The following is a 14,893-nucleotide window of genomic DNA, read 5'->3' on the forward strand; positions in this document are numbered from 1 at the left end:
CAGTCCACATCGAGACCGAGAGAAGACTGAAGCCTTATGGCTACCACTTCGCTTGACCTGGCCAAGGTGCGCAACATCGGCATCATGGCCCACATCGACGCGGGCAAGACGACCACCACCGAGCGGATCCTGTTCTACACCGGTGTGTCCTACAAGATCGGTGAGGTCCACGACGGCGCTGCCACCATGGACTGGATGGAGCAGGAGCAGGAGCGTGGCATCACGATCACCTCTGCTGCCACCACCTGCCACTGGCCGCTGGAAGACGTCGACCACACCATCAACATCATCGACACCCCGGGTCACGTCGACTTCACCGTCGAGGTGGAGCGCTCCCTGCGCGTGCTCGACGGTGCGGTGACGGTGTTCGACGGCGTCGCCGGCGTTGAGCCCCAGTCCGAGACCGTGTGGCGTCAGGCGGACCGCTACGGCGTTCCGCGCATCTGCTTCGTCAACAAGCTCGACCGCACCGGTGCCGAGTTCCACCGCTGTGTCGACATGATCGTCGACCGTCTGGGCGCGCAGCCGCTGGTCATGCAGCTGCCGATCGGCGCCGAGGCGGACTTCAAGGGCGTCGTCGACCTGGTGACGATGAAGGCCTTCGTGTGGTCCGCCGAGGCCACCAAGGGCGAGATGTACGACATCGTCGACATCCCGGACACCCACACCGAGGCTGCCGAGGAGTACCGCGGCAAGCTGCTCGAGGCCGTGGCCGAGAACGACGAAGAGATCATGGAGCTGTACCTGGAGGGCGAGGAGCCTTCCGTGGAGCAGCTGTACGCCGCGATCCGTCGCATCACCATCGCGTCCGGCAAGAGCGACGGCACCACCGTCACTCCCGTGTTCTGCGGTACCGCGTTCAAGAACAAGGGTGTCCAGCCCCTGCTCGACGCGGTCGTGCGCTACCTCCCCTCCCCGCTCGACGTCGAGGCCATCGAGGGCCACGCCGTCAACGACCCGGAGGAGGTCGTCCGCCGCAAGCCGTCCGACGACGAGCCGCTGTCCGCGCTGGCGTTCAAGATCATGAGCGACCCGCACCTCGGCAAGCTCACCTTCGTCCGGGTCTACTCGGGCCGCCTGGAGTCCGGCACCTCGGTGCTGAACTCCGTCAAGGGCAAGAAGGAGCGCATCGGCAAGATCTACCGCATGCACGCCAACAAGCGTGAGGAGATCGACGCGGTGGGCGCCGGCGACATCGTCGCCGTCATGGGCCTGAAGCAGACCACCACCGGTGAGACGCTCTGCGACGAGAAGAACCCGGTGATCCTGGAGTCCATGGACTTCCCGGCGCCGGTCATCGAGGTCGCGATCGAGCCCAAGTCCAAGGGTGACCAGGAGAAGCTGGGTGTCGCCATCCAGCGTCTCGCGGAGGAGGACCCCTCCTTCCAGGTGCACACCAACGAGGAGACCGGCCAGACCGTCATCGGCGGTATGGGCGAGCTTCACCTCGAGGTGCTGGTCGACCGGATGAAGCGCGAGTTCAAGGTCGAGGCCAACGTCGGCAAGCCGCAGGTGGCCTACCGCGAGACGATCCGCAAGGCCGTCGAGCGCGTCGACTACACGCACAAGAAGCAGACCGGTGGTACCGGTCAGTTCGCGAAGGTGCAGATCGGCATCGAGCCGATCGAGAGCGGCGACACCTCGTACGAGTTCGTGAACAAGGTGACCGGTGGTCGCATCCCGAAGGAGTACATCCCTTCGGTCGACGCCGGTGCGCAGGAGGCCATGCAGTTCGGCATCCTGGCCGGCTACGAGATGACCGGTGTCCGTGTCATCCTCCACGACGGTGCCTACCACGAGGTCGACTCCTCCGAGCTCGCCTTCAAGATCGCCGGTTCGCAGGCCTTCAAGGAGGCCGCGCGCAAGGCTTCGCCCGTGCTCCTCGAGCCGATGATGGCCGTTGAGGTCACCACGCCCGAGGACTACATGGGTGAGGTCATCGGCGACATCAACTCCCGCCGTGGCCAGATCCAGGCCATGGAGGAGCGGGCTGGTGCCCGCGTCGTGAAGGGCCTCGTGCCCCTGTCGGAGATGTTCGGCTACGTCGGCGACCTCCGCAGCAAGACGTCGGGTCGCGCAAGCTACTCGATGCAGTTCGACTCCTACGCCGAGGTTCCGCGGAACGTCGCCGAGGAGATCATCGCGAAGGCCAAGGGCGAGTAACGCACCGCGTTCCCACGCTTTAGGCTTGACTCCGGAGCCTCCAGGGGCAAACAACCGTGAACCCGGATGTTTGCCCCGGGCCCCGGGCATTAACAGCAAAGATCACCTGGCGCCGATGAAGTAAGGCGTACAGAACCACTCCACAGGAGGACCCCAGTGGCGAAGGCGAAGTTCGAGCGGACTAAGCCGCACGTCAACATCGGCACCATCGGTCACATCGACCACGGTAAGACGACCCTCACGGCCGCCATTACCAAGGTGCTGCACGACGCGTACCCGGAGCTGAACGAGGCCACCCCGTTCGACAACATCGACAAGGCGCCCGAGGAGCGCCAGCGCGGTATCACCATCTCCATCGCGCACGTCGAGTACCAGACCGAGGCGCGTCACTACGCCCACGTCGACTGCCCGGGTCACGCGGACTACATCAAGAACATGATCACCGGTGCCGCGCAGATGGACGGCGCGATCCTGGTGGTCGCCGCCACCGACGGCCCGATGCCGCAGACCAAGGAGCACGTGCTCCTGGCCCGCCAGGTCGGCGTTCCGTACATCGTCGTCGCCCTGAACAAGGCCGACATGGTGGACGACGAGGAGATCCTGGAGCTCGTCGAGCTCGAGGTGCGTGAGCTCCTCTCCGAGTACGAGTTCCCGGGCGACGACGTTCCGGTCGTCAAGGTCTCCGCGCTGAAGGCCCTCGAGGGCGACGCGCAGTGGACCCAGTCCGTCCTGGACCTCATGAACGCCGTCGACACCGCGATCCCGGAGCCGGAGCGCGACGTCGACAAGCCGTTCCTGATGCCGATCGAGGACGTCTTCACCATCACCGGCCGCGGTACGGTCGTCACCGGCCGTATCGAGCGTGGTGTCCTCAAGGTCAACGAGACCGTCGACATCATCGGCATCAAGCCGGAGAAGACCTCCACCACGGTCACCGGCATCGAGATGTTCCGCAAGCTGCTCGACGAGGGCCAGGCCGGTGAGAACGTCGGTCTGCTGCTCCGCGGCATCAAGCGCGAGGACGTCGAGCGCGGCCAGGTCATCATCAAGCCGGGTTCGGTCACCCCGCACACCGAGTTCGAGGCCCAGGCCTACATCCTGTCCAAGGACGAGGGTGGCCGCCACACGCCGTTCTTCAACAACTACCGTCCGCAGTTCTACTTCCGTACGACGGACGTGACGGGCGTTGTGACCCTCCCCGAGGGCACCGAGATGGTCATGCCGGGCGACAACACCGAGATGTCCGTCCAGCTGATCCAGCCGGTCGCCATGGAAGAGGGCCTGAAGTTCGCCATCCGTGAGGGTGGCCGCACCGTGGGCGCCGGCCAGGTCACCAAGATCGTCAAGTAAGTTCCGCTTGCTTGAAGGTCACTGACTGACCTCGGGAGAGGCCCGTACGACTCCGGTCGTACGGGCCTCTTCGCATGTCCGCCACTTTCCGGAACCCCTTGTGCGACGGCGCCGGGCCGCTTAGGAATGACCTTGCCCCCAGGCCGACCACCGCAGGCCGATCATCCGAGGAAAGTGACCCGCGTGAGCACCGTCCCGCCCGCCCAAGGCCCCGACGACCCCTCCTCCCCGTCCGACGAGCAGTGGGACGCGTTCCTGCGGGAGGTGGTGGCGGGCGGCGGCGGGCGCGCCCCCAAGGAACCCTCGGCCCGGGCCCGGATCGCGGCCGTACGACTGCGCCGCCCGCGCCGTCCGAAGCGCACCAGGTCGGCCACCGCCTGGCTGGCGAGCGCGGCGCCCTGGCTGGCCGCGGGGGCCGTGGTGGTCTTCGGCGCCTTCCAGATGGGCCTGATACCGCAGTCCTCCGGGCCCGTCTCCGGCCCGGCCAAGGCGGTCTCCCTGCCCGGCGGCGGCACCTCCGACGGCAACCAGTGCGGCACCGGCGACTACCACCACTTCCCGCTGCCGCCGGGCGCCGACGAGCCCGCGCCCGAGCCCTCCGGCACCGGATCCGGCCCCCGCCTGGTGCTCGCCTCCTACGGCTACGAGAAGCTGTCGTCCCGCTCGCCGGGCCACCTCACCGTGGGCCTGGGCTTCGCCCCCGGCGCGAAGAAGTCCCTGGAACTGTCGCGGAACCCGGGGAGCCAGGGCGTGGCGGTGGAGATAGAGGGACCGCGCGGACTGGTGGCCGGCGCCCACGGGCTGCCCGTCACCTGGTCCTCCTCGAAGAAGGGCACCTCCGTCGACGTGGGTGACGGGTCCGTCGGCGAGATAACCCTGCCCTCCCAGGCCCTGTGCCCCGGCTACGACGCCCGCTCCGTGGCGGAGGCGCTCCAGCCCCCCACGGACTCCCACCGGACCATCACCGGCCAGCCGGCCTACCGCCTGGTCGTCTCCCTGCGCGACCCGGCCGTCGGCACCCTGCGCACCTCGCTGGGCCTGCCGGCCGAGGACGGCGTGCTCAGCGCGAACAACCTGGTGCCGGAACAGGGGGGCTGGCCCGGCGGCAAGGCCGCGGTGGGCAACGTGTAGTCGCGGCGTCGCCTTGACGGGCGGGGCGCGGTGGGGCACGGCGGCAGGGCTCTGGAAACGCCGCGGGGCGGTGGTGGCACCGGTGCGGGGGCCGGACCTGGCCGGCTCGTCCCCGCGGTGCCACCCACCGCCCCTTGGCGCCCCCGGCTCAGCTCACCGACTTGCTCTTGTCCAGGGACACCACGGCGGTCTGGTTCGCCGTGACGAGCTGCCCGTAGTTCGGGTCGACGGCGGTGGCGCGGGCGTTGACCGTCACGTCACCCTTCTGGAACGGGGTCGTGCCCGTGGGGTCGGCCGCGGCCGTCCAGGCGACCGGGGTGCCCGGCTCGCAGTCGACCGTCGTCGCGTACGAGCCCTTGATCAGGACCTTCTTGGCGACCTGCGTGACGTCACCGGAGACGGACACCTTGACCGGCGCGTTGCAGCTGACCGTGCCGTCGATGGTGGCCTTGCCGTCGAGGGTGCTCGCCTTGCCCGTGAGGCCGACGGAGACGCCGAGGTCGAGCGCGGCCGACGGCGCCGGGTTGTCGATGTGCACCTCGCCGCGCAGCGCGGCGGAGCCTCCCTCGCAGTGCTGCTCGTAGGTGGCGTCCAGCTTCTGCACGTACCCCTCGGGCCCGAAGGTCACGTCGGCGATGTGGAACGAACCGGTGAGCGTGTTGCAGCCGCGGCCGTTGCCGTCCACCGAAAGGCCCGGCTGGGAGGCCGGGTTGAACGGGTAACGGGTGGCCTCGGTGTAGTCGCCCGGCGCGAGTGCCTGACCGGCGGGGGCCGCCAGGTCCAGGTACCACCAGTCGCCGTTCGCGCCGTTGACGCTGACGGATATGTGGCTGTCGTCGGTGGAGGCGTAGGCGTCGAGGCCGTCACCGGACGAGGTGGCGTAGGAGTACGACTGGCCACCGCTGATGTAGTCACCCGCGTCGCCGCTGAACGCGAGCGAGCCGTCGGAGACGGTCTGGGCCTGCGCCGCCGGGGCGTTCAGCAGACCGGTGGTTGCGCCGGCGCAGGCCAGCGTCAGCGCGAAGACGGTGGTGAGGCGGGCCAGGGCGGAACCGGGCCGGGCGCCGCGGAGCGGAAGAGCCGTCGGTCGTGACATGGGATACCCCCCGGATATCTGTGTACGCGGGCGTCACCGACGCGGGCGGCGGGATGCCGCCGCATCCGTCGCCGGCTGCGATCGATGTGGATCCTGTCACAGGCCACTGACAACGCCCCACCGGTTTGATCGGCACCGCCGGGACGGCGAGTCACCCGCCGGCTGGTCGCCGGGCGGCCTGCGGCAAAGCCCGCAGCAGCGTCAACTCCCGTATCAGCGGCGGCGGATCGAGGCGGGTGAGGGCCCCGGCCAGACCGTCGAGGAGGACGACCCGGCCCTGGTTGTTGTGGACGTAGACCAGGTTCCCGCTGATCTCGTGGCCGCCGATCTGCCGCCGTACCCGGACGACGCCCCGGGTTCCGGGCCCCGGCTCCCCGACCGCGCCGATCACGTCGTCCCAGCCGCTCACCGGCACCGGCGCGAACTCCGGGAAGTAGCGGCGCGCGAGCCGGTCCCACCAGCCGGGGGCCTCGTGGAAGGGGCTCCAGGGCAGGGGGGAGACCGGTATGCCGTCGATCCCGCAGTGCACGGCGACGAGGCAGCCGCGCGCGTGCAGGTCCCGGCCCGGTGCCCCCTGGGCCGCCCTCGGTTCCATGTCGGCCAGCGGGTCGCTGGGGGACGGGTGGAAGGGGACGCCACCGTCCTTCGGCACCACCACCGAGGCGGCGAGCATCGCCGGGTCGCTGAAGCCCGGCTGGGGGACCGCCCGGCACGCGAACAGCCAGGCGCTGGCCGTCTCGTACACCGGCTCCCGGTTTGGCCCGGCCACTTCCACCAGAGCGCCGTAGGTGTGCCGCAGCCACGCCTCGGCGCGCGCACGCGGACCGCCGGCGCTCGCCACCGCCGCCGCGGCCCGCTGTGCCAGATACAGCTCCGCCGGCATGTGGGTCGGCGGGAAGTGCACCTCCGTGCCGTCGTGCGGGACGACGAGGAGCGAGCTGAAGGGGCCCTGCATCGGGTCCCCCGTCTCCAGGTGCTCCCGGAAGTCGAAGCACACCGTCCAGCCGTACGGGTACCAGAGCGCCGTCCCGGCGAGCATCACGACGGACTGCGCGCGCTCCGGATACGCCGAGGTGCGCAGATACCGCTCGGCCGCCGCCACGGCCTCTTCCCGGCTCATCATCCCGGTCCCCTCCCTTTTCCCGGCCGCCGCCCCGACACCTGTTCTACGATGCCGGGTCATGGCCATACCGAACACCTGGGGTGCACCGTACGGCGGTTACGGCGGCCCGCCCCCCGCGCCGCCCGTCGTCCCGGCGAAGGACCTGCGGCCCAGGCGCCTGTGGTACGTGGTGGCCGCGCTGCTCGGTGTCGTCCTGGTCGGCACCGGGGTCACCCTCGTCGTGCTGGCGATCAAGGACGCGGTGAACTCGGTCGACACGGCGCACACGTTCGCCGGCGGGGAGCAGCGCACGTTCGCCTTCACCCGGGGCGAGACCCGGGCGATCTACGTCTCCCAGTCCCGGTGGGGGCACGTCGACTGCCGGATCCCGCGCGAACTGGCCGATGCGCCGAGCAAGCCGGCCGGCACCTTCCGCGTCACCCACGGAGCCCGCTCCTGGGACCGTGTCTTCGAGTTCACCCCGCGGACCAGCGGCGACTACCCGGTCATCTGTACGTCGGAGGTCCCCGGGGCCGAGTTCGCGCTGGGCGACAAGCCCGAGGTGGGCGGCATGGTCGGCGGCATCCTGGCCGCGGTCGGCTGCTTCCTGACGGCGGCGGTCGCGGTACCGGCCATCTGCATCGTCACCGCGGTCCGCCGCGGCCGCCACCGCCGCCGGCTCCTCGCCGCGGCGACGCCCCCCATGTGGGGCCCACCCCCCTCCGGAGCCACACCGTGGCCTCCGGCCGGGCCGGTGGCATAGAGGCGGTCAGCCGGCCGGGACGGTGATCTCCGCTCGCACGGTCTTGCACGGCACCTGACTTGCGCGCGGTCGGCGTCACCTGAAGCTCCGCGGACGGCAACTCGACCATCGCCGGCATGTGTTGGAGCTCTCGGCGCAGCACCATTGAGCCGAGTTCGTGCGTGCGCTTTGACGGCGACGAGCCCGTCTTCGGAGTCCGGCACGACCCGGTTGCGCATGAGTACGGGTACTCAACCGCCTAGTCCCCCAGACAGATCGCAACAGTGGTGACGCGCTGTTATTTTGAGGCACTCAAAGAGAGTTCATACCTCGCACACAGGAACGCCGGTGCGAGCTCGCGGCGAGGCGGCTGATGGGGCGCGGGGGAGGGCCACGGGCATGTCCTGGGACGAATGGGAAGAGCTGAAGGCGCACGCGGTCACGCGTTCGGGTTCCGCTCGGATGCAGCTGAACCACTTGCCGACCGCCGGTGGTGGCGGTTCCTCCGGTGGCGGCCCGGGGCTGCTGAAGTCGGACCGGAAGGTATGGGCGACCGCCGGCGGTGACATCACGGGCCTGCGGACCGACGTGAGCACGGCTCTGGGGAAGCTCGAGCACGGCCAGTCGGGGCTGGGGGACGGCGCCGGGTGCGAGTCGGCCGCGGCGCAGAAGGAGCTCTTCGAATCCTGGAAGAAGTACGTCGGTGACGTGGGTGGCCGCTGCGGGAAGCTGGGCGGCCTGCTGGAGCGCGCGGGGCGCGATCTGTCGATGACTGACGGAGACGTCCGGGCGGGGCTGCAGGAGATCAAGTCGGAGTACCGGGACACCGAGGCCGTCGGCGGCCAGACGAAGGGCAAGTGAGCGCGTCATGGATCTTGCCGTGCTGAAGGCATTCAAGCCGTCCGAGTACCAGGAGGCCGCGGACGGCTACCGCGCCACGAGCGAGATGGCGGGCAAGGCCAGGGAAGCGATCGACAACCGGGTCTCGGCGGGGATCCGCAACCAGCTCTCCGGGGAAAGCGCGACGGCCGCTCTGCGGGAGCTGAAGGAGCTGTCCAAGGACTTCCACTACGTCGAGACCGAGTGTGCGCTGGTCAGCACGGCGCTGAATGGCTTCGCCTTCGACATGGCCGCGGCCAAGCGAAAGCTGGAAGCGGCGTTGGAGGACGCGAAGGCGGCCGGCTGCACGGTCGGCACGGACGGGTCGGTGACCTTCCCGGCCGGTGGCAAGGAGGTCGACGGAAAGGTCCCGGAGGGCGGCACGGTGCAGGTGAGCACCAGTCCGACGGATCCGACGGCGTCCGCGCTGGAGCGCCAGGCCGTGAACATGCATCCGAACCCGAACTTCGGCAAGGCCGTGGGCTTCGCCGACCGCATCGGTGACGCCCTGAAGGAAGCCACGGACGCGGACACGAAGTGGGCTCCGAAGCTGCGCGCCCTGAAGGCCGACGACGACCTGGTGGTCTCCGACAAGGACTGGATCGACGTCAAGTCGGACACGGACGGGGTGCGCGACGCCGGCAAGGGTTATCTGGACTCCCTGCCCCGGCCGCCCAAGCACGACGATCCAAAGGCCAACGCCGACTGGTGGAAGGGACTCACCGACGAGCAGCGCTCGGACTACCTGTCGGTCCACCCCGACGCGGTCGGTGCGATGGACGGACTCCCCGCCACCGTGCGGGACCAGGCCAACCGAACGGTGCTCGACGAGGCCCACGCAAAGGCGCAACTGGATTACGACGCCTGGCTGAAGAAGCATCCGGAGCCCGAGCGGTTCCAGCCCTACATCGACCCGTACACCGGCGCCATGCCGAAGGGCCTGAGCGTGGAGACCCAGGCGTGGAAGGACTGGGAGGAAGCGCGGAAGGCGGCCCGCGGCCCGCTCGGCGGGATGGAAGCGATCGAGAAACGCTTCGACACCTACACAGACGAGAGCAAGCGTCCCTACCTGCTCGGCTTCGACGACACGAACAACGGCCGCGTCATCATCTCCATCGGCGATCCCGACACCGCCGACAACGTGGCCACCTATGTGCCTGGTACCGGTACGAGTCTGAGCAGCATCGACGGTGACATACACCGAGCCGAGGTGCTCCAGGACCGGGCCAGCCTCACCGACCCCACCCACAAGACGGCGTCGATCATGTGGCTCGGCTACGACGCTCCGCAGGACCTCCTCACCGACGCGACCGACGCCAAGTACGCCGACGCTGCTCGTGAGCCACTGGGCAACTTCCTCACCGGAATCGACACCGCCCACCACGGGCCGGTGAACTCGACGGTTCTCGGCCACAGCTATGGCACCCTCGTGGCCGGTGAGACCATGCGGGACCATCCCAACCTGCCCGTGGACCGCGCCATCCTGGTAGGTAGTCCCGGGGTGGGCGTGAACCACGCCAAGGACCTGCACATCGGAGCTGACCACGTCTGGGCCGCGACCGCCAGGAACGACCTTGTGAATCTCGCCCCGCCGCCGGCCGGTCCGCTGGCACCCCTCAACCCCAAGGCATACTGGCGCCTCTTCAACGATCACTCGGTCATGTACGGCAACGATCCGACTTCCGATGAATTCGGTGGGCAGACCTTCCACGTCGCGCCGGGAAAGTTGCCGACCACGGACGGCCTGATGCCCGCACACTCGCAGTACTGGGAGGGTGACTCCTTGAACAACATGGCGAAGATCGTGACTGGAGGAACCCCATGAAGCTGTCCCGGGCGATGACGGGCATCGCCGTACTGGCCGCGTCCGTCGCGTTGGCGGGGTGCGGGGCGGGGCAGAAGGGAAGCAGCGGCACCGAGACGGGATCGAAGCAGGTCACCATGGACGAGCAGCAGGCGACCAAGCGCGCCGAGGACATCCTTCACCAGGCCGTGGACGGCATGTCCCCCAGGCCGACCCTCAAGCGCACCGGGTTGAACCCCGTCGGCGCCTGTCTGGCCGATGACCACAGCGCCGGCGAGCGCCGGCAGGTCACGCTCTCGTACCAGCTCACGGGGGTGCCGGGGACCGAGGCGAAGAAGCTGGTGCGCCAGGCCAGAGACGCCTGGGTAAGCCGCGGCTACAAGTTCCAGAGCGCGGACGCCGACTGGTCGGACCCCTTCCCCACGGTCAACATGCGCACGGTCCCCGACGACTTCTGGATGACCGCGCTCACCGGTGTCGTCGACAAGGCCAAGGGCGAGGGACTGGCCGCCATCACCATCACGTCCCCGTGCTTCGCCGCGGGCGGCTCCAGCACGGACGACCCCGCCTCTTTCCGGCAGACCGCGGACGACGAGCGGGCCCAGCGCCTCGCCCGCGACCACTCCAGCCGCCTCTACGACGCCCTCCAGGTGCGTCATGCGGCGACGCGTGAGGGAGAGGGGCTCGCCACCTACCAGGACGGCGAGGACCGGTACGCCCATCACGCCTGGTCGACCGAGCCGCTGACCGAGGAAGCGATGGCCCACGCGCTGGCGCGGGCCCGGACATACTTGGAGAGCCAGGGCTGGAGGCTCGGGCAGACCCCGGCGGCGGCCGGTGCCCCCGCGCTGCTGGCGGGCAACCCCGTCGACGGGAGCGCGGTCCGGGTCGCGCCGTCGGCAGACGGCACTTTGCGGGTGGCCGTGACCACTCCGACGGCAGGTCCGGGGGCCGAGTCCGTCTGACGCCGCCCCGCCCCCGGTTTGACCTACGTCACCCTCGGGGTAATCTCTTCGGCTCGATTGGCGGTCTGCCTGCCCCGTATGGCAGACTGTCCGAGTTGCTCGGTCGAGTGTTGATGCTGCGCGCCTCCCGCCGGGAGGACCGGAAGCGAGTCCCACAGTACTCGTCGTCCTAACTGCCCTCGGGCAGCACTGGGGCGGACGTACGGGAATCTTCCGGGAAGTGTGAGCGCGGCACCGGCCAGGCGCCCGGTGGGCCCGAGGTCCCCGGTCCGCGGTTTCCGGAAGGGCCGTGCGCATTCCCCGCAGGGATGTTCGAACAAGGGACATTCATGTCAGCGGGAGCGCGACACGCCCGACCGCGTGGGTCGGAGAAACGAAGGCAGCAGAAGGAATCCGCCGGGTTCCAGAGCGTGAGAAGAGACAGGACTACTGAGTAGCCATGGCGGGACAGAAGATCCGCATCCGGCTCAAGGCCTACGACCACGAGGTCATCGACTCTTCGGCGAAGAAGATCGTCGAGACGGTGACTCGCACTGGTGCGTCGGTCGCGGGCCCGGTGCCGCTGCCCACTGAGAAGAACGTGTACTGCGTCATCAAGTCGCCGCACAAGTACAAGGACTCGCGCGAGCACTTCGAGATGCGCACGCACAAGCGCCTGATCGACATCCTCGACCCGACCCCCAAGACCGTTGACTCTCTGATGCGACTCGACCTCCCGGCCGGTGTCGACATCGAGATCAAGCTCTGAGGCTGGTGGGCTGAGAATGGCTAAGCAGATCAAGGGCATCCTGGGCGAGAAGCTCGGCATGACGCAGGTCTGGGACGAGAACAACCGTGTCGTCCCGGTCACCGTCGTCAAGGCCGGCCCCAACGTCGTGACCCAGGTTCGTACGAACGACGTCGACGGCTACGAGTCGGTCCAGATCGCCTTCGGCGAGATCGACCCGCGCAAGGTGAACAAGCCCCTCAAGGGCCACTTCGCCAAGGCCGACGTCACCCCCCGTCGCCACCTCGTCGAGATCCGCACCGCGGACGCCTCCGAGTACACGCTGGGCCAGGAGATCACCGCCGAGGTGTTCGAGGCCGGCGTGAAGGTCGACGTGACCGGCAAGAGCAAGGGCAAGGGCTTCGCCGGCGTCATGAAGCGCCACAACTTCCGTGGCCTCGGCGCCGGACACGGCACCCAGCGCAAGCACCGCTCGCCCGGTTCCATCGGTGGCTGCGCCACCCCGGGTCGTGTGTTCAAGGGCCTCCGCATGGCGGGTCGCATGGGCAACGAGCGGGTCACCACCCAGAACCTGACCGTCCACGCCGTTGACGCGGAGAAGGGTCTGCTGCTCATCAAGGGCGCGGTTCCCGGTCCGAACGGCGGCCTCGTCCTGGTCCGCACCGCGGCCAAGGGGGCCTGAGGTAACCGATGAGCACTGTTGACATCCTTTCGCCGGCGGGCGAGAAGGCCGGTTCCGTCGAGCTCCCCGCGGAGATCTTCGACGCCAAGGTCAGCGTTCCGCTGATCCACCAGGTCGTCGTCGCGCAGCTGGCCGCTGCCCGCCAGGGCACGCACAAGACCAAGACGCGTGGCGAGGTCCGCGGTGGCGGCAAGAAGCCGTACCGCCAGAAGGGCACCGGTCGCGCCCGCCAGGGTTCGACCCGCGCGCCGCAGTTCGCCGGTGGTGGCGTCGTGCACGGTCCCGTGCCGCGTGACTACTCGCAGCGCACCCCGAAGAAGATGAAGGCCGCCGCCCTGCGCGGTGCCCTCACCGACCGGGCGCGTCACAACCGCATCCACGTCGTCGCCGGCGTGGTCGAGGGCGAGAACCCCAGCACCAAGGCCGCCAAGTCGCTGTTCGGCAAGATCTCGGAGCGCAAGAACCTGCTCCTGGTCGTCGACCGCGCCGACGAGGCCGCGTGGCTGTCCGCCCGCAACCTGCCCCAGGTCCACATCCTGGAGCCGGGCCAGCTGAACACGTACGACGTTCTCGTCTCGGACGACGTGGTCTTCACCCAGGCCGCGTTCGAGTCCTTCGTGTCCGGCCCGAAGGCCAATGACACCGAAGGGAGCGAGGCCTGATGGCTATCCGTCACCCCGCTATCGCCTCGAAGGCCGCCAAGGCGGCCAAGGCCGCGCGCGTCGCCAAGGCGCGTCGCCACGCCGCCGAGGGCAAGAACACGGTCGAGACCCCGCTGAGCAAGTCGTACACGGACCCCCGTGACGTCCTGCTCAAGCCGGTCGTGTCCGAGAAGAGCTACGCGCTCCTCGACGAGAACAAGTACACGTTCATCGTCGACCCGAACGCCAACAAGACCCAGATCAAGCAGGCCGTCCAGGCGGTCTTCGACGTCAAGGTCACCGGGGTCAACACGATCAACCGCCAGGGCAAGCGCAAGCGCACGAAGACCGGTTTCGGTCAGCGTGCCGGCAGCAAGCGCGCGATCGTGACCCTCGCCGAGGGCGACCGTATCGACATCTTCGGCGGTCCGACCGCCTGAGGGCGGTCCGGATCGTCCGATATCGGACGAGGACTGAGAAATGGGAATCCGCAAGTACAAGCCGACTACGCCGGGCCGTCGTGGCGCCAGCGTCGCCGACTTCGTCGAGGTCACGCGGTCCACGCCGGAGAAGTCGCTGGTCCGTCCCCTGCACAGCAAGGGCGGCCGTAACAACGCCGGTCGTGTGACCGTTCGCCACCAGGGTGGCGGACACAAGCGCGCCTACCGAGTGATCGACTTCCGTCGTCACGACAAGGACGGCGTGCCGGCGAAGGTCGCGCACATCGAGTACGACCCCAACCGCACCGCGCGCATCGCGCTCCTGCACTACGCGGACGGCGAGAAGCGCTACATCCTCGCGCCGCGTGGCCTGAGCCAGGGCGACCGCGTCGAGAACGGTCCCGGGGCCGACATCAAGCCGGGCAACAACCTCGCCCTGCGCAACATCCCGGTCGGTACCACGCTGCACGCCATCGAGCTGCGGCCGGGCGGCGGCGCCAAGTTCGCCCGCTCCGCCGGCGCCTCGGTGCAGCTGCTCGCGAAGGAGGGCTCCATGGCCCACCTGCGCATGCCGTCCGGTGAGATCCGCCTGGTCGACGTCCGCTGCCGCGCCACCGTCGGCGAGGTCGGCAACGCCGAGCAGAGCAACATCAACTGGGGCAAGGCGGGCCGTAAGCGGTGGCTGGGCGTTCGCCCGACCGTCCGTGGTGTGGTCATGAACCCGGTTGACCACCCGCACGGTGGTGGTGAGGGCCGGACCTCCGGTGGTCGTCACCCTGTGTCCCCGTGGGGCAAGAAGGAAGGCCGTACTCGTTCGCCCAAGAAGGCGTCGAACAAGTACATCGTCCGCCGCCGCAAGACGAACAAGAAGCGCTAAGGACGGGTTGAGATGCCTCGTAGCTTGAAGAAGGGGCCCTTCGTCGACGACCACCTGATGAAGAAGGTGGACACGCAGAACGAAGCCGGCACCAAGAACGTCATCAAGACCTGGTCCCGTCGCTCGATGATCGTCCCGGCCATGCTCGGCCACACGATCGCGGTGCACAACGGCAAGACCCACATCCCGGTGTTCGTCACCGAGTCGATGGTCGGCCACAAGCTCGGCGAGTTCTCGCCGACCCGCACCTTCCGGGGCCACGTCAAGGAAGACCGGAAGTCGAAGCGCCGCTAA

General features: G+C 68.9%; 15 protein-coding genes. 13 read left to right on the top strand and 2 right to left on the bottom strand.

Annotated features, from left to right (window positions below):
- Window positions 1–36: 36 nt before the first annotated feature.
- From fusA to BLW85_RS23145, 3 genes are all read left to right on the top strand, one after another.
- Complete coding sequence (fusA, locus tag BLW85_RS23135; protein ID WP_070026323.1) at window positions 37–2,163, top strand: elongation factor G; 2,127 nt, start codon at window positions 37–39, stop codon at window positions 2,161–2,163.
- Window positions 2,164–2,319: 156 nt separating this feature from the next.
- Entirely contained in the window at window positions 2,320–3,513 is a 1,194-nt protein-coding gene (gene tuf, locus BLW85_RS23140; RefSeq protein ID WP_070026322.1) for an elongation factor Tu, read from the top strand.
- 183 nt (window positions 3,514–3,696) lie between these two features.
- On the top strand, window positions 3,697–4,644 hold the full coding sequence (locus BLW85_RS23145) for a hypothetical protein (RefSeq protein WP_244174904.1): 948 nt from the start codon (window positions 3,697–3,699) through the stop codon (window positions 4,642–4,644).
- Window positions 4,645–4,792: 148 nt separating this feature from the next.
- Here the strand turns inward: BLW85_RS23145 and BLW85_RS23150 are convergent, their stop codons facing one another.
- Together BLW85_RS23150 and BLW85_RS23155 are read right to left on the bottom strand one after the other, a co-directional pair.
- Window positions 4,793–5,740: a hypothetical protein gene (locus tag BLW85_RS23150; RefSeq protein ID WP_244174905.1), complete on the bottom strand. Its 948-nt coding sequence runs from the start codon at window positions 5,738–5,740 to the stop codon at window positions 4,793–4,795.
- A 151-nt stretch (window positions 5,741–5,891) separates the two neighbouring features.
- Window positions 5,892–6,863: a YrhB domain-containing protein gene (locus BLW85_RS23155; RefSeq protein ID WP_074993013.1), complete on the bottom strand. Its 972-nt coding sequence runs from the start codon at window positions 6,861–6,863 to the stop codon at window positions 5,892–5,894.
- Window positions 6,864–6,921: 58 nt separating this feature from the next.
- Between BLW85_RS23155 and BLW85_RS23160 the strand changes: the two genes are divergently transcribed.
- The 10 genes from BLW85_RS23160 (at window position 6,922) to rpsS (ending at window position 14,893) form a co-directional block, all read left to right on the top strand.
- Window positions 6,922–7,605 (top strand): serine/arginine repetitive matrix protein 2, encoded by a 684-nt coding sequence (locus BLW85_RS23160; RefSeq protein WP_074993014.1) that lies wholly within the window; start codon window positions 6,922–6,924, stop codon window positions 7,603–7,605.
- A 378-nt stretch (window positions 7,606–7,983) separates the two neighbouring features.
- Window positions 7,984–8,445 (top strand): hypothetical protein, encoded by a 462-nt coding sequence (locus tag BLW85_RS23165; protein ID WP_074993015.1) that lies wholly within the window; start codon window positions 7,984–7,986, stop codon window positions 8,443–8,445.
- Between the two features lie 7 nt (window positions 8,446–8,452).
- On the top strand, window positions 8,453–10,288 hold the full coding sequence (locus tag BLW85_RS23170; protein ID WP_074993016.1) for an alpha/beta hydrolase: 1,836 nt from the start codon (window positions 8,453–8,455) through the stop codon (window positions 10,286–10,288).
- Window positions 10,285–11,232 (top strand): hypothetical protein, encoded by a 948-nt coding sequence (locus BLW85_RS23175; RefSeq protein WP_074993017.1) that lies wholly within the window; start codon window positions 10,285–10,287, stop codon window positions 11,230–11,232. Before BLW85_RS23170 ends, BLW85_RS23175 begins: the two co-directional genes overlap by 4 nt.
- Window positions 11,233–11,671: 439 nt before the next feature.
- On the top strand, window positions 11,672–11,980 hold the full coding sequence (gene rpsJ / locus BLW85_RS23180) for a 30S ribosomal protein S10 (protein ID WP_003948644.1): 309 nt from the start codon (window positions 11,672–11,674) through the stop codon (window positions 11,978–11,980).
- A 16-nt stretch (window positions 11,981–11,996) separates the two neighbouring features.
- Window positions 11,997–12,641 (top strand): 50S ribosomal protein L3, encoded by a 645-nt coding sequence (rplC, locus tag BLW85_RS23185; RefSeq protein ID WP_014674369.1) that lies wholly within the window; start codon window positions 11,997–11,999, stop codon window positions 12,639–12,641.
- 8 nt (window positions 12,642–12,649) lie between these two features.
- Complete coding sequence (gene rplD / locus BLW85_RS23190) at window positions 12,650–13,303, top strand: 50S ribosomal protein L4 (RefSeq protein ID WP_074993018.1); 654 nt, start codon at window positions 12,650–12,652, stop codon at window positions 13,301–13,303.
- On the top strand, window positions 13,303–13,722 hold the full coding sequence (rplW, locus tag BLW85_RS23195; RefSeq protein ID WP_070026316.1) for a 50S ribosomal protein L23: 420 nt from the start codon (window positions 13,303–13,305) through the stop codon (window positions 13,720–13,722). Before rplD ends, rplW begins: the two co-directional genes overlap by 1 nt.
- Before the next feature lie 40 nt (window positions 13,723–13,762).
- Window positions 13,763–14,599 carry a 50S ribosomal protein L2 gene (rplB, locus tag BLW85_RS23200; protein WP_070026315.1) on the top strand — a complete coding sequence of 279 codons (837 nt, stop codon included), beginning with the start codon at window positions 13,763–13,765 and terminating at the stop codon, window positions 14,597–14,599.
- Between the two features lie 12 nt (window positions 14,600–14,611).
- Window positions 14,612–14,893: a 30S ribosomal protein S19 gene (gene rpsS, locus BLW85_RS23205; protein ID WP_030641188.1), complete on the top strand. Its 282-nt coding sequence runs from the start codon at window positions 14,612–14,614 to the stop codon at window positions 14,891–14,893.

Origin of the sequence: Streptomyces misionensis (genome assembly GCF_900104815.1) — a bacterium.
Lineage (GTDB): Bacteria > Actinomycetota > Actinomycetes > Streptomycetales > Streptomycetaceae > Streptomyces > Streptomyces misionensis.